The 22,530-nt window shown below is 43.4% G+C and carries 24 protein-coding genes and 1 rRNA gene; 9 read left to right on the forward strand and 16 right to left on the reverse strand.

What is annotated here, in order from left to right:
* Nucleotides 1–105: ribosomal RNA gene (gene rrf / locus BQ7489_RS15490) — 5S ribosomal RNA — on the forward strand.
* A gap of 110 nt (nucleotides 106–215) precedes the next feature.
* Complete coding sequence (locus BQ7489_RS15495) at nucleotides 216–1,586, forward strand: MATE family efflux transporter (protein WP_374044797.1); 1,371 nt, start codon at nucleotides 216–218, stop codon at nucleotides 1,584–1,586.
* Nucleotides 1,587–1,621: 35 nt separating this feature from the next.
* Here the strand turns inward: BQ7489_RS15495 and BQ7489_RS15500 are convergent, their stop codons facing one another.
* From BQ7489_RS15500 to BQ7489_RS15535, 8 genes are all read right to left on the reverse strand, one after another.
* Nucleotides 1,622–1,849 carry a hypothetical protein gene (locus BQ7489_RS15500; RefSeq protein WP_072531808.1) on the reverse strand — a complete coding sequence of 76 codons (228 nt, stop codon included), beginning with the start codon at nucleotides 1,847–1,849 and terminating at the stop codon, nucleotides 1,622–1,624.
* 93 nt (nucleotides 1,850–1,942) lie between these two features.
* Nucleotides 1,943–2,710: a pyrroline-5-carboxylate reductase gene (gene proC / locus BQ7489_RS15505; protein WP_072531809.1), complete on the reverse strand. Its 768-nt coding sequence runs from the start codon at nucleotides 2,708–2,710 to the stop codon at nucleotides 1,943–1,945.
* 116 nt (nucleotides 2,711–2,826) lie between these two features.
* Nucleotides 2,827–4,137 carry a DUF58 domain-containing protein gene (locus BQ7489_RS15510; protein ID WP_072531810.1) on the reverse strand — a complete coding sequence of 437 codons (1,311 nt, stop codon included), beginning with the start codon at nucleotides 4,135–4,137 and terminating at the stop codon, nucleotides 2,827–2,829.
* Nucleotides 4,138–5,115 carry an AAA family ATPase gene (locus BQ7489_RS15515; protein ID WP_072531811.1) on the reverse strand — a complete coding sequence of 326 codons (978 nt, stop codon included), beginning with the start codon at nucleotides 5,113–5,115 and terminating at the stop codon, nucleotides 4,138–4,140. It lies immediately after the preceding gene.
* A gap of 9 nt (nucleotides 5,116–5,124) precedes the next feature.
* Nucleotides 5,125–6,378 (reverse strand): DUF4350 domain-containing protein, encoded by a 1,254-nt coding sequence (locus tag BQ7489_RS15520; RefSeq protein ID WP_072531812.1) that lies wholly within the window; start codon nucleotides 6,376–6,378, stop codon nucleotides 5,125–5,127.
* On the reverse strand, nucleotides 6,375–6,992 hold the full coding sequence (locus tag BQ7489_RS15525) for a DUF4129 domain-containing protein (RefSeq protein WP_072531813.1): 618 nt from the start codon (nucleotides 6,990–6,992) through the stop codon (nucleotides 6,375–6,377). Before BQ7489_RS15525 ends, BQ7489_RS15520 begins: the two co-directional genes overlap by 4 nt.
* Before the next feature lie 12 nt (nucleotides 6,993–7,004).
* The gene (locus tag BQ7489_RS15530) at nucleotides 7,005–7,931 is read right to left on the reverse strand and encodes a hypothetical protein (RefSeq protein ID WP_072531814.1); all 927 of its coding nucleotides are present in this window, start codon (nucleotides 7,929–7,931) and stop codon (nucleotides 7,005–7,007) included.
* Entirely contained in the window at nucleotides 7,912–8,874 is a 963-nt protein-coding gene (locus BQ7489_RS15535; protein ID WP_072531815.1) for a stage II sporulation protein M, read from the reverse strand. Before BQ7489_RS15535 ends, BQ7489_RS15530 begins: the two co-directional genes overlap by 20 nt.
* A 101-nt stretch (nucleotides 8,875–8,975) precedes the next feature.
* Here BQ7489_RS15535 and BQ7489_RS15540 point away from each other — a divergent pair, with 101 nt between their 5' ends.
* Nucleotides 8,976–9,710: an RDD family protein gene (locus BQ7489_RS15540; RefSeq protein ID WP_072531816.1), complete on the forward strand. Its 735-nt coding sequence runs from the start codon at nucleotides 8,976–8,978 to the stop codon at nucleotides 9,708–9,710.
* Nucleotides 9,711–9,785: 75 nt separating this feature from the next.
* On the opposite strand, the gene BQ7489_RS15545 is transcribed toward BQ7489_RS15540, so the two are convergent.
* The 5 genes from BQ7489_RS15545 to argR form a co-directional block, all read right to left on the reverse strand.
* Entirely contained in the window at nucleotides 9,786–10,910 is a 1,125-nt protein-coding gene (locus BQ7489_RS15545; RefSeq protein WP_072531817.1) for an aspartate aminotransferase family protein, read from the reverse strand.
* A gap of 16 nt (nucleotides 10,911–10,926) precedes the next feature.
* Nucleotides 10,927–11,895, reverse strand: coding sequence for an N-acetyl-gamma-glutamyl-phosphate reductase (gene argC, locus BQ7489_RS15550; protein WP_072531818.1), 969 nt, complete (start codon nucleotides 11,893–11,895; stop codon nucleotides 10,927–10,929).
* Nucleotides 11,892–13,100, reverse strand: a complete 1,209-nt coding sequence (locus tag BQ7489_RS15555) for an argininosuccinate synthase (RefSeq protein WP_072531819.1) — start codon at nucleotides 13,098–13,100, stop codon at nucleotides 11,892–11,894. Before BQ7489_RS15555 ends, argC begins: the two co-directional genes overlap by 4 nt.
* A 65-nt stretch (nucleotides 13,101–13,165) precedes the next feature.
* Nucleotides 13,166–13,735 carry a GNAT family N-acetyltransferase gene (locus tag BQ7489_RS15560; protein WP_072531820.1) on the reverse strand — a complete coding sequence of 190 codons (570 nt, stop codon included), beginning with the start codon at nucleotides 13,733–13,735 and terminating at the stop codon, nucleotides 13,166–13,168.
* Between the two features lie 34 nt (nucleotides 13,736–13,769).
* The gene (gene argR, locus BQ7489_RS15565) at nucleotides 13,770–14,249 is read right to left on the reverse strand and encodes an arginine repressor (protein WP_072531821.1); all 480 of its coding nucleotides are present in this window, start codon (nucleotides 14,247–14,249) and stop codon (nucleotides 13,770–13,772) included.
* A gap of 216 nt (nucleotides 14,250–14,465) precedes the next feature.
* Between argR and BQ7489_RS15570 the strand changes: the two genes are divergently transcribed.
* Together BQ7489_RS15570 and BQ7489_RS15575 are read left to right on the forward strand one after the other, a co-directional pair.
* Entirely contained in the window at nucleotides 14,466–15,197 is a 732-nt protein-coding gene (locus BQ7489_RS15570; protein WP_072531822.1) for a class I SAM-dependent methyltransferase, read from the forward strand.
* 36 nt (nucleotides 15,198–15,233) lie between these two features.
* Nucleotides 15,234–15,998: a helix-turn-helix transcriptional regulator gene (locus BQ7489_RS15575; protein ID WP_072531823.1), complete on the forward strand. Its 765-nt coding sequence runs from the start codon at nucleotides 15,234–15,236 to the stop codon at nucleotides 15,996–15,998.
* Here BQ7489_RS15575 and BQ7489_RS15580 read toward each other — a convergent pair.
* Together BQ7489_RS15580 and BQ7489_RS15585 are read right to left on the reverse strand one after the other, a co-directional pair.
* Entirely contained in the window at nucleotides 15,939–16,289 is a 351-nt protein-coding gene (locus BQ7489_RS15580; protein ID WP_072531824.1) for a hypothetical protein, read from the reverse strand. The two genes, BQ7489_RS15575 and BQ7489_RS15580, sit on opposite strands and share 60 nt — an antisense overlap.
* A 43-nt stretch (nucleotides 16,290–16,332) precedes the next feature.
* Nucleotides 16,333–16,833 (reverse strand): PH domain-containing protein, encoded by a 501-nt coding sequence (locus BQ7489_RS15585; protein ID WP_072531825.1) that lies wholly within the window; start codon nucleotides 16,831–16,833, stop codon nucleotides 16,333–16,335.
* A 274-nt stretch (nucleotides 16,834–17,107) separates the two neighbouring features.
* Between BQ7489_RS15585 and BQ7489_RS15590 the strand changes: the two genes are divergently transcribed.
* The 4 genes from BQ7489_RS15590 to BQ7489_RS15605 are packed head-to-tail and all read left to right on the forward strand — an operon-like array spanning nucleotide 17,108 to nucleotide 19,438.
* Nucleotides 17,108–17,584, forward strand: a complete 477-nt coding sequence (locus BQ7489_RS15590; protein ID WP_162617826.1) for a hypothetical protein — start codon at nucleotides 17,108–17,110, stop codon at nucleotides 17,582–17,584.
* 18 nt (nucleotides 17,585–17,602) lie between these two features.
* A complete protein-coding gene (locus tag BQ7489_RS17985) occupies nucleotides 17,603–17,722 on the forward strand; it encodes a DUF4113 domain-containing protein (RefSeq protein ID WP_113745268.1) in 120 nt (39 codons plus the stop codon).
* A 39-nt stretch (nucleotides 17,723–17,761) separates the two neighbouring features.
* Nucleotides 17,762–18,649, forward strand: coding sequence for a prolipoprotein diacylglyceryl transferase (gene lgt, locus BQ7489_RS15600; RefSeq protein WP_072531827.1), 888 nt, complete (start codon nucleotides 17,762–17,764; stop codon nucleotides 18,647–18,649).
* A gap of 24 nt (nucleotides 18,650–18,673) precedes the next feature.
* On the forward strand, nucleotides 18,674–19,438 hold the full coding sequence (locus BQ7489_RS15605; RefSeq protein ID WP_239496965.1) for a hypothetical protein: 765 nt from the start codon (nucleotides 18,674–18,676) through the stop codon (nucleotides 19,436–19,438).
* Nucleotides 19,439–19,695: 257 nt separating this feature from the next.
* Here BQ7489_RS15605 and BQ7489_RS15615 read toward each other — a convergent pair whose 3' ends face one another.
* Entirely contained in the window at nucleotides 19,696–22,023 is a 2,328-nt protein-coding gene (locus BQ7489_RS15615) for an outer membrane beta-barrel family protein (RefSeq protein ID WP_072531829.1), read from the reverse strand.
* Nucleotides 22,024–22,530 lie beyond the last annotated feature (507 nt).

Consider the following 22,530-nt stretch of genomic DNA (forward strand, 5'->3'; position numbering starts at 1 on the left):
GACTATGGCACGAAGGTTCCACCTCTTCCCATTCCGAACAGAGAAGTTAAGCTTCGTCACGCCGATGGTACTGCGTAAAAGTGGGAGAGTAGGTAGTCGCCGTCTTATCAAGGCCCCGAGGTCAGTCAGACTTCGGGGCTTTTTTTTATGTCTATACGGAAAGAATTATGAGGGTAGATCGTTGCCGGTTATGGAGTAAAAGAGCTACCTTTGCAATGAATTTAATTACAGATTTTGTGGAGCAGGTTATTCAACAGACTAATATTCGTAAAGGACTGACCAAGTTGGTGGTTCCCATCTTCATTGAGACATTATTGATTATGATGTTGGGAGCTGTCGATACAATTATGCTAAGCCAGTATTCGGACGAGAGTGTGGCAGCTGTGGGTGTTGTCAACCAGATTGTAATGTTTGCTTTTCTTGTATTCGAAGTAATCAATATCGGAACTTCTGTCCTTTGTTCCCAGTATCTGGGGGCCAAGCTCCAGAAAAAGATGGTTCAGGTAGTGGGGGTATCCTTGCTGTTGAATCTGTTTATCGGTATTCTTATCAGTGCAGGTCTACATTTTGGCGCCGTTACGTTGTTGGGTTGGATGGGGCTCCGTCCCGAGCTGTTGAAATATGGTGTCGGATACATGGAGATAGTAGGTGCATTCGCTTTTTTCCAAGCTATTTCATTGACTATATCTGCTTCGTTGCGTAGTGCCAATAAAGCTATTTATCCGATGTTGGTTACGGTTCTTGTGAACATCATGAATATTATCGGAAACTATACGCTGATTTTCGGTAAATTCGGTTTTCCTGCTCTAGGAGCCGAGGGCGCAGCCATATCGACTTCGATAGCCCGTGGAGTAAGTATGGTTGTTCTGTTTGTGATATTGTTCCGTAAGCATATACCGAAATTCCCGATTGCTTATTTCCGTCCTTTCCCATGGATTGAATTGAAGAACCTGTTGAAAGTAGGTATTCCTTCGGCCGGAGAAAACATGTCGTATAGCTTTTCTCAGGTTGTTATTACGTATTTTATTAATATCTTGGGAAATAATGCACTGGCTACCCGTACCTATACAATGAACATTGTCATGTTCGTATATCTGTTTGCGATAGCAATGGCACAAGGTGGGGCTATCAGTATCGGTCATTTGGTAGGACAGAAAAAAATCCATGCCGCTTATCTGTTAGGAAAATATGTGATGCGTCTTTCTATTCTGGTATCGTTGGTGTTATCATGTATATGGGCTCTTGCAGGGCATACGATATTCAGCTTGTTGACAGACAATGAGGAAATTATCCGTCTGGGTGTAACGGTTATGATTATTGACATTGTGGTAGAAATTGGTAGATCGGTTAATATTTACGCAACCAATGCCTTGCGTTCTGCCGGAGATGTCAATTACCCGTTCTATGTAGGACTGGTAGTACAGTGGCTGGTTTCGGTTGGTTTCAGTTACTTGCTTGGAATCCATATGGGCTGGGGACTGGTAGGTATGTGGTGCGCATTCTTGCTTGACGAAAATATCCGTGCGGTAATCTTCGTGAAACGCTGGAATAGTCTGAAGTGGGCCAAGAAGGGATTTGTCAAGTGATGATATGAAGGGGATTCCGTTTGGTCCCCTTACTGTCAATGCATGGAATGGGACAGGCCGAGAAAAAGTAGGATAATGCAGATGAGATCGATAACCAGTGCGGCGCTGCACCATCCTACAAACTGCTTGTTCTTTTTGATTACTCCGTATACGATTCCGATAATGGAGGCAACCAGAATACCTCCGGCAACTCCGAAGATTCCTTGGAAGGCCAGTCCTGCCAAGATAAGGATTCCCATTGTGATAAGTATGTTATTTTTCATATACAGATAATTTTAAGGTTGGACAGGTATTGAATTTAGCGGGAGTAGACTGTTATCGAAGTAAAGGGATACAGCCATCCTCCCGCGAATATTTTACATGCTTGCCTTGATGGCGTTGATGACAGCCGATGTAAAGCCATCGTGTTCCAGCTGGTTGATCCCTTTTATGGTTATTCCGCCGGGAGTGGTGACCTTGTCGATTTCAATGGCCGGATGCGTATCGTTTTTCAACAGAATCTGTGCTGCCCCTTCCAGGGTCTGTGCGAGCATTCTGATAGCGTCTTTCGGTTTGATCCCGCTTTCTACGCCTGCCTGCATGGCTGCCTGTACATATTTCAGTACATAGGCAATACCGCATGAGGTAAGGGCAGTTCCGGCGGCGAATTGATTTTCTTCGATAAGGATGGTGAGTCCCATTTCATTGAATAGATCCAGTATGTTCCGGGTCTGTTCTTCTGTTGCATTACGTTGGGCAACCAGGGTCATGCTGGCAAGTTCTGAAATGGCCGTATTGGGGATGATACGGAAAATAGGCATTTCCGGATCTACGTAGTGGGCCAGAGTCTCGAAGGTCAGTCCGGCTGCTACAGAAACCAGAATTTGCGGCTGGCGCAGACGTAGAGGAGTCAGTACCTCTTTTACCTTCCATGGCTTTACTGCGATGATTACCATGTCGGCAGACGCCGCATCCTTATTGTTCGTGCTGGTCTGTATTTCCGGATATTCTGCTTTCAGCTTATCCAGTTTGGCTGTACTTGGGTTTGTTACAATAATGTCGCAGGCTTTTACATAATGTCCTTGTGCCAATCCACGGGCTATGGCTCCTCCCATGTTTCCGGCTCCGATGATTCCTACTTTCATATTTTCTGTGTATTGGTTAATCTCTTTCTACAAATATATAAATTAAATTTTCCGATGGATTCCCGTTTGGCTTTTTTATGTCTGAAAATGGGAAAAAGTCTTTGAAGAGGTCTTTTTCAGAGCAGTTGTCGTGCTTTTATCTCCAGATATTTGTTGATGACATCCACCGAAAGGTTATTGGGGGTGGTAAGCAATGCTTCTATTCCGTATTGTCTCAGCCTTGATACGATCATGCGTTTTTCAAAGGCGAATTTTTCGGCGATTACGTGGCGGTAATAGTCTTCTGTATTTCTGCTCTGTGAAGCAATGTATTTCTTGAGTTCCTCATCTTCAAAGAATATGGTCAGGAGCTTGTGAGTACGGTTCAGTTGCTTCAGGAATGGAAGCTGTCGTTCCATACTCTTCATGTTGGAGAAGTTGGTATAGAGTACCAGCAGACTCCGTTTGCTGATGTGTTTTCTCAGATGGATGCAAAGTGCCGAATAGTCTGTTTCCCCAAATTCGGTCCGGATGTTGTACAGGTTTTCCAGCAAGGTTTCCATGTGTCCGGTCTGTCGGGATGCAGGGACAAATGTACCGAACTGGTCGTCGAAGGTCACCAGTCCGGCCTTATCTTCTTTCCTTATCGTGATATACGATAATACAAGAGCTGCATTGATGGAATAGTCCAGCAGAGTCATCCCGTTGAATGTCTGTTGCATGACACGTCCTTTGTCTATTACCTGATAAATCTGTTGGGAACGCTCGTCCTGATAAATGTTTACCATAAGCTGGTGCCGGCGGGCACTAGCCTTCCAGTTGATGGTACGGTAGTCATCTCCTTTCACGTATTCTTTGATGTGTTCGAATTCGGTGTGATGGCCGATGCGTCTGATCCGTTTGATTCCCAGCTCTGTCAGGTTGTTGCTGATAGCTGCCATTTCGTATTGGCGTAGCAGCAGGTAGGATGGATACACCTTGATGGTTTGGGGTGTCCCGCAAGTATACCGGCGGGCTATCAGTCCGATACGGCTGGATGCAAAGACCCGGATATATCCGAAGTCATAGACTCCCCGTTGTGTAGGGTGTAGAGTGTAACGTACTGTTTGGTTTCCTTTGGGGAGTACCGGTACCTTGAAACAGATATCTCTTGCCTGAAATATGGAAGGAATTTCGTCGATTACTTCCAATGCCAGCGGATAGTTGCTGGTGTTTTCTATCCGGATACGTATAATATTCTCCTCTCCGTTCGAGAAACGTTCGGAACATTCACGGAACGCTTTAATTCCCTTATGCCGGTATAGCAGGAGGATATCGGCTGCAGTTGAAAGCAGCAAAAGGGTAAAGGCCACCTTGCCTATACCGAAAAGGACCGGTAAGGCATATCCGAATCCGGTGAGCAGGATAACGGCCAGTAAGGCGATATAGAAGCGTCTGTTCAGGTACATTTATTGAGGAACTTCTACTTTGTCAATTAGACGTCGGGTTACTTTTAATGGGGTGAGACCTTCCATTTCGGCTTCCGCAGTCAGTATCAGGCGATGCTGGAGTATATAGGGAGCCACGAACTTGATGTCCTCCGGAGTAATGAAGTCACGCCCTTGCAGCAGGGCATATGCTTTCGATGACTGCAACATGGCTACCGATGCACGTGGAGAAGCTCCCAGGTAGATAGCTTTGCTGGTGCGGGTCTGTTGGACAATCAATGCAATATATCGTAGCAGACTCGGTTCTACGAAAACACGGTCGGTCAGTTTACGCATGTCCAGCAATTCCTCTTTAGTCAGAATGGGTCGGATATCTTCCAGAAGGGTCAACCGGGTATTGGTGTGATGGCGTTCCAGAATGGCAATTTCTTCTTCTAGAGAGGGATATCCGATACTTATTTTCATCAGGAAACGGTCTAGCTGGGCTTCCGGGAGCTTATAGGTACCTTCTTGTTCCACCGGATTCTGGGTTGCCAGGATCGTATAGAATTCGCCGAGGTTATACGTCTTTCCGTCAATGCTGGCCTGTCGTTCTTCCATGACTTCAAACAAGGCGGCCTGTGTCTTTGCAGGAGCGCGGTTGATTTCATCTACGAGTACGATATCGGCAAATACCGGGCCTGGATGGAAATCAAAATCGTTTGTTTTCATGTTGAATACGGTAGTGCCGAGTACGTCACTGGGCATCAGGTCGGGTGTGAACTGGATCCGGCTGAAGTCGGCGCTTATGAGCCGCGCCGTGAGTTTGGCCAGCAACGTCTTGGCAACTCCGGGAACTCCTTCAATCAGTATATGTCCGTTTGCCAGTATAGCTGTCAGCAGCAGGTCTACAATCTGTTCCTGTCCTACGATAACTGCTGCAATCTGTTCTTTCAGTTGCTGTACCTTATCGGAAAAGCCAGTCAGGTCTATACGTTGTTTCTCTGTTTGTCCTTCCATGTTTTTATATTAAATTAGGTGGTTGGTAATATTCTCCATTTCGTTAATAAGCTGCTTCATTTCATTTTCTGTCGTGTCTTTTTCTCCTTTAACTACCGGATAGATGCGACGTAGTGCCTCGGTAATGCATTTAGGATCCATTCCTGTTTTTCCGGCAATCTTTTCTGCTTGTGTATCCAGGTCATTGCCATCGCTCAGTTCGATATGTGCTTCTCTTCTCAGCTGTTCGGTAAAATAAGTGAATTTTTTCCTTACCAGATCTGTATGGCCTTTTTTCTGATAATAAAGTGTTCCGATCAGTTTGATGAATTCCAGTGAATGGTCTTTCGGAGGATTGATTACCGGTATGGCCCGTTGCTTCCGTTTGGCCGTGAACAATATGAATAAGATGATTCCCAGCAGAATCATATATAATGCCCATCGGAGTGGAGGTTGTGACAGTATATATCGGAGCGGAGATAGCTGTTCTCCGGTTATCGGACTGGTATAACATTCGGTACGGATTACCGGATATTTGGCCAGATGTGATATAAGCCGTAGTTGTAAGAGATGGTTGTTGCTATCGAGTAGTCCATAGTTGGTGAACAGCAGAGGGATGGAAGCCAACGTGATCTCACCTTTTCCTAAAGTATAGGTGATTGCAACCGGCTTTTTCTTCGGTATGCTGTCGGATTCCGTTTTCTCTTCCTGCCGGAACAACAGAATCTGACATGAGGTGGAATCCGTCAGGTTGAAGTGTCCAGAACATAATGGAGGATAACAATGGAATTTCTGTGTGTTGTAGACGGATGAATCACCGCACCATATCAGTTCATCCTTGGGATACATCCTTGTGGCGTATTGTTTCAGTGTGTTGAGATTCATCAGATAATAGTAATTCCGGGTCTTGAATCTTAATGTATCCTCCAGCAGGCTCCCGAAATAATCTCCAGCCAATAGGATGTGATCGCCTCTGTAAGCCATGTCAAACAAAGCCTTCATATCTGTATCGGGAATGTGATAGCCTGTGCCTACGATGAATATGCTTTTTCTGTTTACCGTATCATCCTGTTCCATCTGGTAGGGAGTTTTCCGGGAAACGGAATATCCGTGCGGGAGCGACCGGGTAAGCATGCTGTCAAGCAAAGCGCATCCGAATGGTTGCAGGTCATGGTGCGAAAATGTTTGTTCCCAACTGAAATGTTTCGGTGCTTTCATCAGCAGGCAAAAGATGAGGATGATAAAGGCAGTTATACAGATTGTGAACCAGCGGTTGAATTTCATGGTTGACCTCCTTCCTCAATGATGGATATCCGGAGTTGCTGCATGGTATGGAACAATTCTTCCGTCGCTTCAAAATTACCGTAGCGGATTCTTAGAAAATGGTTTGTCAGTTGGACGAACGAGGGAGTCCGTGCTTCGTAAATATATTGGGTAGGTGTCTTGTAAGGCTGCCATTCTATCTTTTTCTGCTCGTTCATCTCTTTCAAGGTCTGAAGATAAACCAGCCGTACGGCTTCCCTGTAGTTCCGGTGCAATAAAGACGCTGCAATCCTTTCCGGAAAATCAACCCCGTAAATTGTATCTTCTTCCAGTTCATATTTTATTTTGTCCTTGCGGTTACGCATGAAAAGTTTCGGATTCTTCTTGTAGATGAACCAGATGACACCGGCTATGATAAGGACAAGTATGATAATGGAAAGCGGAGTATTGTAATTGCTTCCGACGAATCCGGTAAATATTTCATTGAGAAGATTGTTGATCTGTCGGCCGAGCCATTCCACGAAACTCATGTCGGCATTCATGAGTTCCCGGTTATAGTCGAATGCAGGGTCCTTTTGCCATTGCATCAATAGGGTGGAATCAGCAGTCAGAGTGTCCGGAGGGGAAGCAAGCATAGCCTGTATCGTTTAAAGGTTTTCGAAATTGCTGATGTCTGAGCCGACAGTCTTGTTGTCGACAACTTCTGAAGCGTGTCCGTATTGATAGGCTATTCCTATCAGGGTGAAGGCTCCCGCCAGGTATGAGCCGAAGGACTGTATGATGCCTAACAGGTACATAAGGAAATTGAATCCGGCAGATGATGTGAAAGGGTTTCCGGTACTTGCCACAGAGAAAAAGGTCTTTACCAGAGTGGCTACATACCATGGGGTTGTAGTCACACCTTGCAGTATAGAGGCTATCAGCCCCATGATGATAATGATACCGAACGTTCCTCCCCAGGTCCTGAATCCCAGACGGAAAGTCTTGGTGAAAGCATCGCCGAATGAAATGTCCTCAAAAAGATAAATGCATGGCAGAAAGGTATAAGCGATTAGAGTGGCGAGAAAGGCCGGTATGGTAAGGATCAGGGTCGCTTTGGATATGTAGGCCATAACAGCTATTGCAGCAGCTACGATAATGAGCAGTATGATTGTGACAACAGTCAGAAGCAGCATGCGTTTGATATTATGGAACAAGCGTGGACGTATCTCTTCCCAGGTTATGCCTTGCAGCTTTTGTTCCCGTTCCTCATAGATACGCATCAGGGCATAAATGGTGGAAGTGAGCAGCAGTGTGCCTATTATATTCAATAGAATGGTTCCCAAGTAGCTTATCCCCAATCCATAGAGCATTCCGGTCGGTTCGCCATATTGGAATGTCTCTTCCAGGCTTAATGCACTTCCCATAAAGGAATTGGTGGTAAATGACTGTATGAGGGATACCGGCAACAGGAAATAGACGATATATTTGATCAGAATTTTGGGATTCTGCTTGATGAAATCGAAGGTAGCATTCAGTTTGTCGCCGAAAGACCGTTTGAAATAGATATTGATTTTACGTGTTTGTATGTCCATGTTTCCGGGTATTAGGTAAGTAAATATAATAATAGATGATAAATGCGATAGAACAGAGTATGATACCGGCCCGTATGAAATCGGGCAGATGGGTGTGGCGTGTGACGAACCCTTCAATGAATCCTGCCAGAATAAATACAGGAACTGTGCCGATGATGATTTTAAGTCCTTTTCTGGCTCCCCGGCGGAAGGATTCAATCCGAGGATAGGTCTTGGGAAACAGCCATCCGTTTCCCAATGCCAGACCGGCGGCACCGGCTACAATGATAGCCCAGATTTCCAGTGTACCGTGCAGCCAGACAGCAAGGGTAGACTCCCATAGCAGTCCATGCTGGAAGAAGAATGTCTGGAAAGCTCCTAGCATGATACCGTTGCTGAACAGCATGAAGCCTGTCCCGAAACTGGTAAAGATGCCCATTACGAAACAATAGAAAGATACCATGATATTGTTCAGGGTAATACCCAGGAACATCGGGAGCTCCGCACTGCTTCCGTAGACGGCCATGGGCTCTCCCTGCCGGATATTTTCAAGTGTCATGTCAATATAACGGTTGCCGAGTATGAGTCGTATGAACTCAGGATCATTACTGGTCGAGAGTACGCCAATGAATACGCTGCACACAAAAATAAGGAAGGATGTCAACAATTCCCTACGTGCCGTATACATGGTGTAGGGCACTTCCTGTGTCCAGAATGTAATGATACGGCTCCATTTTTCCCGCTTGTTCCGGTAAATCTCATGATGTAGAGTAAAAGCCAGATTATTGAGATAAATGGTGATGCGGGAGTTTGGGAAATGTGTCTGTGAAAATGCAAGGTCGGAGGTCACCTCGATATAAGCATCCGCAAGTTGGTCGGGTGTCAGTCTGGAGGCTTGGTCAACAAGCTTTTCCGTAGTCTTCCATTTTTCTATATTCTGGCGGATAAAGGTGACTTCTTTCATGTTTCAAGATCGGTTTGGAATAACTTTATCTGTTGCAAGAAACAAAAATAAAGGAAATATGATATATTTGCAATGAAACCTCTAAAATCTTTAGGACATCCATGGCTGAATCTTCCATTGTTACGGGACAGTTTGTGCGGATCGAACAGACTCCGGCCAGTATAGGTGAACGTATCCTGGCTTTTGTCATCGATATCGTTCTTCTGGCTGTGTATGTTCTTGTGTCTGTCTTATTCATTGACAAGACAGGATTGTCTGCATTTTCTTCTCATGGACTGCTTTTTCTGCTCTTTATCATTTTCATTTATCTGCCGGTCGTGTTCTATTTTTTCCTGTGTGAGGTTTTTAATCAAGGACAGAGCCTGGGCAAGAGGCTGATGCATATCCGTGTAGTGAAGAAAGACGGTTCTACTCCCAGTATCGGCTCTTATCTGTTGCGCTGGCTTTTATTGTTGGTGGATCTGCCTTTGACGGGAGGTGCCGGGGTGCTGGTCGTTCTCTTTACACGGAATAATCAGCGCATCGGTGATTTAGCTGCAGGGACTTTGGTTATCAAGGAAAAGAATTACCGTAAGATACATGTCAGTCTGGATGAGTTTGATTATTTGACCGACGACTACCGGCCTACGTATCCCCAGGCGGCCGATTTGTCGTTGGAGCAGGTAGATGTCATAACCCGGACTCTCAGGCCCGCATATAATGGCCGTGCACGCTGTATACAGCTGTTGTCGGAAAAAATCCGCAGGCTATTCTCAATTGTTCCGAAAGAGAATGATGAAAAATTCCTGCAGACCGTTTTACGCGATTACCGCTATTATGCGTTGGATGATGTATAGTGATAAAAAAGTCAAAGCTGTTCCAAAGACACTTGGTGCCCTTGAAACAGCTTTGGTAATTTATTTCTTCCGGTCTTATCCGATAACCTTATGCAGGTGTTCCAGAAAATCGTCGGCTTCTGCCATACTCAGGCAAAGCGGTGGCAACAGACGGATTACGTTTGTTCCACTGGCTCCGGTAAATACTTTCTGTTCGAATAACAGCTGGCGGCGGATTTCCTTGGCCGGTTCTTCAAATTCCAGGCCAATCATCAGACCGCATCCGCGGACTTCCTTGATTCCTTTGAATCCTTTCAGTTCTTCCAGCAGGTGAGAACCTACTTTGGCTGCATTGTCGACCAGATTTTCAGCTTTCATGACATCAAGTACGGCGATGGCTGCGGCACAAGCCAGGTGGTTACCTCCGAATGTTGTTCCCAATTGGCCGTAAACCGGTGTAAATTTCGGACTGATCAGGACTCCGGCCATAGGAAATCCGTTACCGATTCCTTTGGCTACAGTGATCATATCGGGGCGGATACCGGCATATTGGTGTGCGAAGAATTTTCCGCTACGTCCGTATCCCGACTGGATTTCGTCCAGAATCAATACCGTATTCTGTTCGTCGCATGCCTTACGCAGAGCCTGGAGGAATTCGGTTGTCGGAACCTGTATCCCGCCTACACCCTGTATGCCTTCGATGATGACTGCACATACGTCGCCTTTGGCCAGTTCGGCCTTCATCGCTTCAATATCATTCCACGGTAGGTAGGTGACATGTCCGTTATCATTGACAGGAGCAATGATTTTAGGGTTGTTCGTTACTTCTACCGCCAGAGATGTACGTCCGTGGAAAGCCTTGGCAAAGGAAACAATCCGTTTACGTCCATTATAGAAAGATGCAAGCTTCATTGCATTCTCATTGGCTTCGGCTCCGGAGTTGATCAGGAACAGCTGGTAATCGTCATATCCGGAGATAGCTCCCAGGCGGTCGGCTACTTCCTGCTGCAGTTTGTTGATGACAGAGTTGGAATAGAACCCCAACTGGGCGACTTGTTTGCTGATGGCTTCCACATAATGCGGATGAGAATGGCCGATACTGATTACGGCATGGCCTCCATACAGGTCAAGATATTCCTGACCTTTGTCGTCCCATACGTGGCAACCTTTCCCCTTTACGATATTGATGTCGAACAGGGGATATACATCGAATAATTTCATAGAATTTTTTTTGGGTTTAGAAGGCCGAAGGTTTGAGTTTCAAACCGGTAGTCTCTTCTAAGTTAAACATCAGGTTCATGTTATGGACAGCCTGTCCGCTGGCACCTTTCAGCAGGTTGTCGATACAGGAGACAACCAGCAGCTTGTCGCCATGTTTTTCCAGATGGATGAGGCACTTGTTGGTATTTACCACTTGTTTCAGGTCTATATTCTTGTCTACTATATGGGTAAACGAATCTTCCGCATAGTATTCTTCATACATCTTGACGATTTCTTCCAGTCCAACTTTGGTCTTTACCACAATTGTGGCGAAGATGCCACGCGGGAAATCACCGCGGTAAGGGATGAAATCGATTTCGGAGTTGAAACTGTTCTGCAACTGTTTCAACGACTGCTTGATTTCGGGAACATGCTGGTGTGCGAACGGCTTGTATATACTGATGTTGTTGTTACGCCAGCTGAAGTGTCCCGTAGAACTCGGTTTGACACCGGCTCCCGTACTTCCGGTAATGGCATTTACCATTACGTCGTCATTCAGCATCAGATGTTTGGCTAGTGGCAGAAGACCGAGCTGGATACAGGTGGCAAAGCATCCTGGATTGGCTATGTGCTTGCTGTGGCAGATGGTGCGGCGGTTCAACTCCGGCAGGCCGTATACGAAATCGTGGTCCTCACTCTTGATGCGGTAATCCATAGACAGGTCTACAATCTTCAGGTCTTCCGGTATGGTATGACTTTCCATGAACTTTCTGGTGTCACCGTGTGCCGTACAGAAGAAAAGTACGTCGATGGAATCGAGAGGAAGTTCATCTGTAAAGGTCATGTCCGTTTCGCCATAAAGACCTTCATGTACATCCGTAATCTTGTTTCCGGCATTACTTGAACTGTTTACAAAAACGATTTCAACATCCGGGTGGTTAAGCAGCAGGCGGATCAGTTCGCCTGCTGTATATCCTGCGCCTCCTATAATACCTGCCTTTATCATATGTTCTCTTCGTCTTTATGGTTAGCGTAATAGGCACGTAACGGAGTTGAAAGGACTTTGATGAATCCTTTGGCATCTTCGGCTGTCCAGCCTTTCTGCATTTCACCATATTCACCGAACTTGTTCTTTACCAGATCGTCTTTTGAGTCGACGCCTACTGTAGAGAAGCAATACGGGCGGAGTTCTAGGATAGCTGTACCGTTTACATTACGTTGTGATTCCTGTAACATGGCTTCAATGTCACGCATAACCGGTTCGAGATACTGGCTTTCATGCAGGAACATTCCGTACCAGTTGGCAACCTGGTCTTTCCAATACTGCTGCCATTTGCTCAGCGTGTATTTTTCCAGGAAGCGGTGAGCACCGATAATCAGCATTGGGGCAGCTGCTTCAAAACCTACACGGCCTTTGATACCGATGATGGTATCGCCTACGTGCATGTCACGTCCGATACCGTAAGCTGCACCTATTTCCTCTACTTTCTGGATAGCCTTGATCTTGTCATCGAACACTTCTCCGTTTACGGCATACAGTTCGCCTTTCTTGAATTCCAGTTTCAACTGTTCCGAACCGGTTTTCTTTACCTGTTTCAGATAAGCACTTTCAGGCAGTCCCTGGGTAGAGTCCAGAATTTCCCCTCCACAGATTGAAGTACCCCATATACCTACGTTGTAAGAGTATTTCAGTTTGGTGAAGTCGGCTTCAAATCCATGTTCCTTCAGGTAATTGATTTCGTATTCACGGCTCAATGCCATGTCGCGTGTCAGCGTAATGATTTCAACTCCCGGAGCCATAACCAGGAAAGTCATGTCGAAGCGGACCTGGTCGTTTCCGGCACCTGTTGAACCGTGTGCGATTGCGTGCGCTCCTATTTCGTTTGCATAACGTGCGATAGCCAAAGCCTGGAAGATTCGTTCTGAGCTAACTGAAATAGGATAAGTACCGTTACGCAATACGTTACCGAAAATCATGTATTTCAAACTCTTGGCATAGTATTCCTGAGTTACGTCGATAGTGACATATTTGGTTGCTCCTAACTTATAGGCGTTTTCTTCGTTCTGTTTCAGCTGTTCGGGGCTGAAGCCGCCTGTATTTGCACAAGCTGCGTAAACTTCATAACCTTTTTCTTTTGCCAGATACATTACAGTGAATGAAGTATCCAGTCCGCCGCTGAAGGCAACTACAACTTTTTTCTTTTCTTCCATAAGGCTTTGTATTTTGTTATATTGATAATCAGATAAAATAATGTCCGGCTCAAGGCCGGAACAGATTAAAAGTTCGTGATCTTGTCGTCCTGATGCAAGGCCGGATCATACAGCATGGCTGTACAGATACAGAACTTACGTTTCTTGGCCATCAGGATTTCATGGTTGATGCATCCTTCGCAGCCTTTCCAGAAGGCTTCGTCGTCGGTCAGTTCATTGAAAGTTACCGGAACATATCCCAGTTCGGTATTCATTTTCATGACGGCGGCACCCGAAGTCAGACTGAAGATCTTGGCTTTCGGCCAACGCAGGCGGGCCAGGGTGAAAGATGCGTGTTTGATACGTTTGGCCAGGCCGCATCCACGGTATTTAGGGTGTACGATCAAGCCGGAAGTGGCCACGTATTCCTTGTTTCCCCATGATTCAATATAGGTAAATCCGGCAAACTCATCTCCACAGAGGGCGATGATGGCTTTGCCTTCCTTCATTTTGGTAGCTACATATTCATGAGTACGTTCAGCTATACCGGTTCCGCGCACCTTAGCGGCTTCACGGATTGTATCCAGAATTGTGTCGACATAAACCTCATGTGAGGCATCGGCAACCATAACATCAATTTGTTTTGGTGTATCCATTTCTTTAAATATCTTCTTATACTAGTGTAATATCTTATTGATTCAAATTCGGGATGACATGTGCCAGAGACTGTTTCACGCGGGTGCGTGTACATCCTTCACGGATAATTAGCATGATGGTATCATCTCCGGCTATTGTTCCGAGGATTTCATGAAAGTTATTATTGTCGATGTCGTAAGCCAGACTGCTGGCATAACCCGGGCGGGTTTTGATTACAGCAATGTTGTCAGAGAATTCAATTGACAGGAAGCCGTTGTAACGGAGCATATCTGACGCACTGTGCGGGTCGGTCATGCGTTTGTACATGGTATTGTTAGGCAATACATATACGTAGTTTCCGTTCATACTGGCCGCTTTGGCTACTTTCAGCTGTTTCAAGTCTCTTGACAATGTGGCTTGGGTCAACTGGAAACCTTCCTTGGCCAATTGCTGGAGTAGTTCTTCCTGACTTCCTATCTCCTGGCTGGAGATAATCATCTTAATAGAATCAAGTCTGCTGTTCTTACTTTTCATCGTGCATAATTATTCTTAAATCGGGTGCAAATATACGGATATATTCGAAAATGCATGCATAAAACCTAATTATTTTCTTGTTTTATTCTTAAAAAAGGTAAATATGGTGAATAAACATGTAACAATATGCATGTGTAATTTCTGTTCCGGTATGTCCGTTTTGCAGGCGTGATGTTTTTATACTATTTTTGCAGGGTAAGTATAAACCGAAATATTATGAGTGCTAATTTGCTATCTGCCGGTAAAGATCCGATGGGTGCAGCCATCGCCGATTTTTTCAGACATGGTAAGGCCGGCCGTCTGCGCGTGTTTTCTTCTCAGTTCGATGAAGATGAAATTCCCGTAGCCAGTCTGTTCCGTACATTCGATGAGATGCCCGTACTGGAGCAGAAGGCCTTGGAGCTGGCAGACGGTCGGATTCTGGATGTAGGAGCCGGAAGCGGCTGTCATTCATTGGCTTTGAAAAAGATGGGGAAGAAGAGTCTGGCTATCGACATATCTCCTTTATCGGTAGAAGTGATAAGGGAACGTGGACTGGATGTGGAACAGGCCGACCTGTTCGACGAACATTTCTGTGGTGAGTTTGATACGGTCCTGATGCTGATGAACGGTTCGGGCATTGTGGGTAAGTTGTCACGTTTCCCGGATTTTTTCCGTCGTATGAAACAGTTGCTGGCTCCGGGAGGATGTATCCTGATGGATTCGAGTGACTTGAAATATCTGTATGAAGATGATGAAGACGGGAGTTATGTGATTGATCTGGCCGGTGCGTATTATGGTGAAGTGGATTTCCGTATGCAATATAAGCAGGTCCGTGGGGATAAGTTCGACTGGCTTTATGTCGATTTTGATACACTTGCCCTTTATGCGTCACAATATGGTTTCAAGGTTGAGATGGTGGAGGCCGGTGAACATTATGATTATCTGGCTAAGCTGACTATCAGATAAATAAGCCATTTAATATTGGAAATTAAACAGAATACAATGCAACAGAAAAAAGATATAAACCGGTTTTTTCAGCCTATAATCCGAATGGATATTCCGGATAGTGAGTATGGAAGGATGGGAGTCTGTATTGCCATGGCAAATGCTTTGGCCCGCAGTACGAATTACAGTCTGTATATCATAGATTATAACCGCAAGAATTTCCTTTACGTATCGTCCAACCCGCTGTTTCTCTGCGGCCGTTCACCGGAAGAAGTGCAGCATAAAGGTTATGCCTTCTATTTTGAGGTGGTTCCCCCTGACGAGATAAACCGTCTGATGGAAATCAACGAAGCCGGATTCCGGTTCTATTATGACCAGCCGGTAGAAAAAAGACTTGACTTGTCCATCGAGTATAATTTTCATATCTGTACCTCAGAAAGGCATTCGCATTTTATCCACCACAAACTGACCCCCATCTTGCTGAGTGACAAAGGGGATATATGGCTGGCGCTATGTACCGTTTCACTTTCACCGGAGAAAAACATCGGAGATGTAGTTATTTCAGACCATACATGCACCGACCGTTATATCTATTCATTCGAGGGTAGGCGATGGAAAAAACAGCCCGAGCTGATTCTTTCCGACCGTGAAAGGGAGATTCTCCAGCTTTCCGTCAAAGGACTGTCGAATACAGAGATTGGAGAAACTCTCTTTATTGATGCCAATACCGTCAAGTTCCATAAGAAGAAACTCTTCGAGAAACTACACGCAGAAAACATCACTGAGGCCGTGGGTATCGCAGCCAATATGAGGTTGATTTAGAAAAACGATGTAGAACTTCGGTAAAGTAGCAATAGGAGGATGGGTAGTGATGTATTCCTCCATCTTCTTCTTTGCATACAGAATGACTGTTTCATCGTGACATTTATTCATTGTTCCCTTATCGATAAAGGTAATATGCCAGAACCCCAGATAACCGATGACATATCTTTCAATGGTAACTTCTATTGGTTCGTCCAGACGCTTCATGGATTGAAGAGAATTGTGGACATCCTTGTCGATGATGCCCACAACTGCCCACGAGAGGTTTATATAAGAGATTGATGCTGTCATAATTTACATACGGTTTTCTAGGCTATGCCTCAGCCTGAGAAGGCTATTTTTCATTTGATTGAAAAGATTCAATGAGTTTGTCACGGTTTTTGCAACTGAATACATAAGTCTTTCTGTCTGTACGGATAAGGATCAATTCATTAAGATTGGTTGCATACATAGTGTAATTCCCCAATTTCTTATTCCTGAATTTGCCTAAATATCCGAACAGGCCACCGCTTCCGAATAAACGAATAGAAAATGCAGTATCCGAGTTTGGTATCGCTTTCAATTCTATAATATCTTTGAAAGGTATATAAATTGCGCCGATTAGTCTGTGTAAGCCTATTTTATCGTTTCCGATGGTCAGTCGTAGCGGCATCAGCCCCAATACTCCGATAATGGTGGCTAAGAAAATAATGATTAGTAGGTATTTAAGCCAAATCAATCCTTCGGTCCAAACAAAATATACGGATACGACCATAATAATAACTGTAATGGCTGTCAGGAATGTAACTCCCATACTCCAAGAACATGGAAAAGTTGTGATCTTATTTGTTTTCATAATGATATGTTTCAGCAGTAGTCAATAATTTTAAGTGAAGATAAGAAGACACATACTAAATACAAATAGATTTACTTTGATAGATCTTATTGCATCATAGTTTTAGAATTCTGCAGTAAAGTTACATACGTTCCGAAACTTTTCCACTACCCTGTAGGGTAGTTTTGACTGTCGTTGTTTTAATTTTCCATCTTATTTTGATTTATTGATTTCTATGACTATAAGTCAATTATAAAAACTATATTTGTATGTTTTTGGATCAAATTGATGAAGTATGGAAATAATATTAGGAATAGTAACTTCCAGAGAAATATCAAGTTTTAGTTTCTATAATGATGGTATCCTTACATTGAATAGTATATTGTCAAATGGGCTACTTGGGTTTAATTCTGATTTAGTGGAAACAATAAGTATAAGGCTTATATGCTTGTCACCTAAGTTCAGTCAATTCTTTCAAGCGCATCGTCCTAAATACTATGAGGATAAAACTTTGAAATATAGGGGTTCTGTAACTCCTGAAGTAAGAATGTATAAATGTCTCACGGCTGATTTTGTGGTGGATTTCGAAGGTTATTTTAAGTCGGCTACGAAAGAAGAATGTCTCAAATATTTAGCCCTCTCATTTATAGACTTTTTAAAGAATTTAAAATACCCGGGCAAATTGAAGAAATTCGAAAAGGAGAAACTGCTTCAGGCTGTCAGAGATATCTTTATAGAGAACTCCATCATATCAGAGCATGATGACATATAGTTCACCTGATTTAAATCTATGCAATCATTTGACAAGCTGTGGCATCTCAAATACGAGCACGTCAGCAAGCAGTACACCACTCATCTCGATGATGTCATTCTCGTAAAAAAGCACATCGGGGACTCTCCGGGTACGTGATGAACAGACAACACTAGGGAAATAAAAGTGAATACAGAAATGAATACAATATTATACATAAATTGGGATATAGATCCTGTTATATTTAGTCTTGGTCCAGTGAAAATTCAATATTATGGTTTGATTTTTGTTACTGGGCTTGCCTTGTGTTACTATATAATTGGTCACATATATAAGAAAGAGAATATTTATACTCCAGGTGCAATGGAGAAACTTTTTATATACGCAGTTATTGGTATTTTCGGAGGTGCAAGACTGGGACACTGCCTATTTTATGATTTTGAATATTTTTCTTCTCATATAATTGAAATATTTATTCCATTTAGAGAAAATGCTAATGGAGTTTACGAGTTTATAGGATACAAAGGACTGGCAAGCCACGGAGGTGCAATAGGTTTGTTCATTGCCATGTTATTATATTCACGAAAAGTTCACATCCCATTCCCGAAGATAATAGACATCATAGCTATCTTGGCTCCATTAGGCGGAGCCTTTATCAGAATTTCAAATTTAATGAACTCTGAAATAATAGGACGTCCGACAGATTTGCCGTGGGCTTTTATATTTAGGCACGTTGATGATTTACCCAGACATCCATCACAGCTTTATGAGTCCATAAGTTATTTTATTATTTTCCTGATTGCTTATTCCCTGTACAAATATAAAAGTCATCTGTTTAAAATCGGAAGCTATTTCTATTTTGGGTTTAGCATTTTTGCCATTTTTATCATGCGATTCCTTTTAGAATACACTAAGGAGAATCAAAAAGGTTTCGAGGATTCGTTGTTTTTCAATATGGGGCAATTATTGAGTATCCCTTTTATTGTTTTAGGGTTATACCTTGTTTTACGCAGTTATATACAGTCAACTAAAAAGATAACTATGATGAATAAAACGACAGGCAAAAATGTAGAAAATAAGAGGTAATACGTAACTGTAAATCAAAGTAATATGAAAACAAAGAATTTATTTGGAGTACTGATGCTATTCCTGTTTACATTAACCTTTACTGGTTGTAAAGAAGATACAGATAAAGACAAACAGATATTTCATCTGTCGTTCGAAAAAAACTATTACGAACGTCCTTTAACGGGTGCAAAGAATATCATGATAAGAGGAGGAAACCGGGACTACACTATAGAAGTGAACAATCCTGAAATATTAGAAGCTACGGTAGATTTGTCAAGCCCTATGGGAATGGGTGATTTAGAAATACATCCCAAACAGACTGGAAAGACAATAGTAAAAGTCCGCGATAATATTGTAAATGAGACAGTGGAACTGGAAATAAAGATTGTTGACAGTTATTTGAATTTAGTCCTTGCCAATCCTATGCAATCACCTTATAATGAAGGCGATGAGTTTTTCCTCATTAATAATGAATCAAGAAGTTTCTATTTGTACGATGAAAATAAAGACTTGAAACAGACAGGCAGTTATAATTTTGTAGTAGAGAACAACGTACCGTACATGGAATTAACCTTCAATGAGAAATTAGAAGACAAATCTGTCTATAAATATGATTTGACAGGTACAAGTGAAAATACGTTTTTTGCTTTAAAGATACTATTAGGATGGGATTGGCACGAACAGATTGAAAGCATGGAAACAAGGGAAATTTCTCCTGCCACCATGAATGCTAAAGACGTAGAAACAGGAGTTCAGTATTATTTTGTTGTCGGCAATCATGATATGCCAGAGAATGTTTTAGAATAAATGAATCTAATATTTGTACAGGTCTTTATTCCGATCATGGTACTTGTTCATTCTGAAAATCATGGCGGTAATGCCGAAACCGATAGTAATTTTATGATGTTCAATATTTCTCCTGCGGAACTATTAAAATCACATATCATTTTGAAGGAGTGTGCGAATAGCTCTCCCCGGCAGGGCAAATGCCGGGAGAGGCTTCAGCTTAAACGTCGTGGAACGTTTCTCAAGTAGGGGAAGTCTAATAATGAAATTATGTTTTCTCACATACGGTTTTTCTGACTGTCTCCGGCTCCGGTTCCCTTATATTTGCTCTTCGTAGCATTGAACTTGTATCGTATGGTCATACCGAAACTGCGGCGCGACTCTGGAGCAAATATTGTAAGGCGGTTACCGCTGTACACCAGTATGTCTGAAGATGAGGTATTGAAGAGGTCGTTAGCCTGCAGTTGGACTGACAATTTTCCATCCAGGAATCCTTTATATAAGGAGAAATTTACCGAACTTCCCGGCTCAATGATACGGCAGCTGCCGTCTTCTCCCCGTGTGGAAGTTTCCAAATCTATGTTCAGCTGAAAATCCTTGGGAAAACTGAATGTATTGTCCCACTTGAAGAATCCGATAGGATTATTGAGGTTCTTGGACCCATCCGGTGTGTCCATCACAAACCATTGCTGGCTGTACATGGCTGTGAACTGTGGCGACCATATACCAATTGTCGGCGATACAGATAAAGTGGCATTCAGTTTGTCCACCTTGGGAACATTGGTATACGTGAACAGAGAAATGGAAGGATCTGTATCCGAATAGGATTTGCTTATCTGTATCTGCATATCCTTAATCCGGCTGTAATTCATGTTGAAATACAACCATTTCCAGGATGTATTGAGCGACAGGGTATTCTGTATCGAAGAACGCAGAAGCGGATTCCCGCTCTCATATGTATATTTATTGCCATAGATTACTGCACTTGACAACCTGTTGTAGCTAGGTCGTTCTATATTGCCTGAATAACTTATCATTAGTTGGGTCTTACCTATAGGATATGACAGGGATATGGAAGGAAATACATTATCATATCTACGGCTTTGCTCATCCATCCTTTTCCCGGACTCATAGTAATCGGAGTTCAGATGCTCATACCTCACACCCGCCTCCGCTTGTAGTTGACCGAAGCTGTGTGCGTACATGGCAAAGGCAGATACGGCGTTTTCTTTGATTTTGTTTTCGTTGTCAGATATCACATGCTCATCGTTTACGTAGCTGTCTGTGCGGTTGCTGTAGGTATATTCACCGCCTATGGAGAAACTGCCACCCCATAACGGATGACCTACAATGAGTTTGGCTGCATAAAGTTCGTTCTGACTGTTACTCTGTGTATGGACAATGCTGTTTACTTCCGTCTTGTCTGATTGCCTGACATATTCATCTGTCACAATGGGATTATTATTGTCCAGCCACATTCCGTCTACATTCAAATCAACATTCCAGTCATTAAAACTACCGTTATAATAGGCATTTACCGTATGCTTATTATTTGTTGTGACTGAATGTGTGTGACTCTTGTTTTCTTCTTCCAGGGTATTATCCACATGAATCGAGGCATTCATGTTCAACCGCATCTCAATCTGAGGGCTTCTGTCAAAGTCATACCTTACTCCCATCACATGATTTTCGTTAAACTGATAATTCAATGAAAGCATGGCTGCAATGTTCTGGGTATGAAACGGACTTTTCATATCCGAAATTTGTGTCCATACTTTATCAAGACAGGTTTTCTGTGTGAGAATCTTGTTCTCTTCAAACTTATTGTCCCTGCCGAATAACATTCCTCCGAGGTCGAACCCTCCCTTACGGTAATTGAAATTGAACTGGTCGAGCAGGGCGAGGTCATACTGGTATCCCAAGTATGCACGGTTGCTGAAGCCGAATCCTTCCCCCTGTGGCTTTTTGGTTATGATCCGTACAACCGCTTTTACCGAAGCATCGTATCGGGCACCGGGATTACGGAGTACCTCTACACTCTTTATATTGTCGGACGACAGTTGGTCAAGCTCCGAACTGTTTCTCATTTTTCTTCCGTTGATGTAGATTTCCGCGGCTCCGCTTCCGAATACATTTACTGAGCCGTCTTCAGCCGATAAGCCTGGTATCTTGTCAAGCAGGTCATTGCCTGTTCCGGCTTTTTCGAGCACACTTCCTGTTACGGTCGTTACCATGGCATTCCCTTTTACGCGTGTTTTAGGCAGATCGGCCTTAACTACTACTTCTCCTAGTCGTTGCGCATCCGCTACGAGCTGAATGGTACCGATATTGGCCGGTGATACAGGTCTGTACACCGTCTTATATCCGATGGAGGAAATTTTCACTATCTGGTTTTCCGATGTTGTTTCCAGTGTGAAAGATCCGTCTTCACCGCTGATTGTTCCACTCACAAACGTCGAATCCGGCAGTGACAGCAGGACTACATTGGCGTATGGTAAAGGCTGCCTGTTTCCGTCTAGCAGTTTTCCGCTTACGGTCTGTGCCGACAGGCAGACAGGAATAAAACTGCCTATAAGCATAAATAAGAATGCTTTCATTTCCTTCATTGAATAATAGCTTTTTGTTTCTGCTGCAAAGTTCCCGACTTCCCGGAATTTTTCCACTACCCTACAGGGTAGTTCTACTAGGTATTCTGAAAAAGATGAGGATTGAGGAATAAACGTATCTTGGTCCGGAGATTATGGGCATATTGAAAAGATGATTATGAATATTGGTAAAAACGTCAAGGTGTTTGGAGGCAAGGAAGAAGGTGTTTTCCTTTAAAGATGAAATTGTTTTTTCCCGAAGATGAAGTTCTTTTCCCCAAAAAATGAAGGTCTTTTTATCGGTACTTGTTTTTAGTGAGAGCAGATTTCACTATATTTGTTGTAATAAGATAGTTTTTATTTGACTATCAACAGATTGGAGCAAACTCGCACGAGAACGGGCAATGGATAAGAAAAAGCCGGACTGTTCCGAACCGCTATATTTCTCATGCTTTCAAACAACTCATTATCTCATTTGCAAAGATAACATTTCTTTCTGAAAAGGCCGAATAAAAAGGCTATAATCTC

Origin of the sequence: Bacteroides ilei (genome assembly GCF_900128495.1) — a bacterium.
Lineage (GTDB): Bacteria > Bacteroidota > Bacteroidia > Bacteroidales > Bacteroidaceae > Phocaeicola > Phocaeicola ilei.